The organism is Pararcticibacter amylolyticus (assembly GCF_003130405.1).
In the GTDB taxonomy this organism is placed as follows: domain Bacteria; phylum Bacteroidota; class Bacteroidia; order Sphingobacteriales; family Sphingobacteriaceae; genus Arcticibacter; species Arcticibacter amylolyticus.
In genome coordinates, this window is record NZ_QEAS01000017.1 from 72,087 (window position 1) to 72,458 (window position 372).

A 372-nucleotide genomic window follows, 5' to 3' on the forward strand; every position below is an offset into this window, starting at 1 on the left:
GCTTATTTTATTAGTTTAAATTCAGATGTTGATTTACGACTATCCTTTCTTAGGCTACTTTGCTTTGATTAGAACAAACACCGTAAAACTTAATTCTCAAAATCTAAGATCCGGTGGGGAGAGAAGGATTCGAACCTTCGAAGCCGAAGCAACGGATTTACAGTCCGTCCCATTTAACCGCTCTGGAATCTCCCCATCCTGATTTGCATATCCCCGACAAAAATCGGGTCCTGCAAATCCCGGAGCCTCCTATCGGGATCGAACCAATGACCTACTGATTACAAGTCAGTTGCTCTACCAGCTGAGCTAAGGAGGCTTATACTTCTTATTCTTTACTCTTTAGTTTTAATACTAAAGGCCTGCAAAGGTAAG

The 372-nt window shown here is 41.7% G+C and carries 2 tRNA genes; both read right to left on the reverse strand.

Annotation, left to right across the window (positions count from 1 at the left end):
- Positions 1-114 precede the first annotated feature (114 nt).
- A tRNA-Tyr gene (locus tag DDR33_RS18815) sits at positions 115-195 on the reverse strand.
- Positions 196-243: 48 nt separating this feature from the next.
- A tRNA-Thr gene (locus DDR33_RS18820) sits at positions 244-316 on the reverse strand.
- Positions 317-372 lie beyond the last annotated feature (56 nt).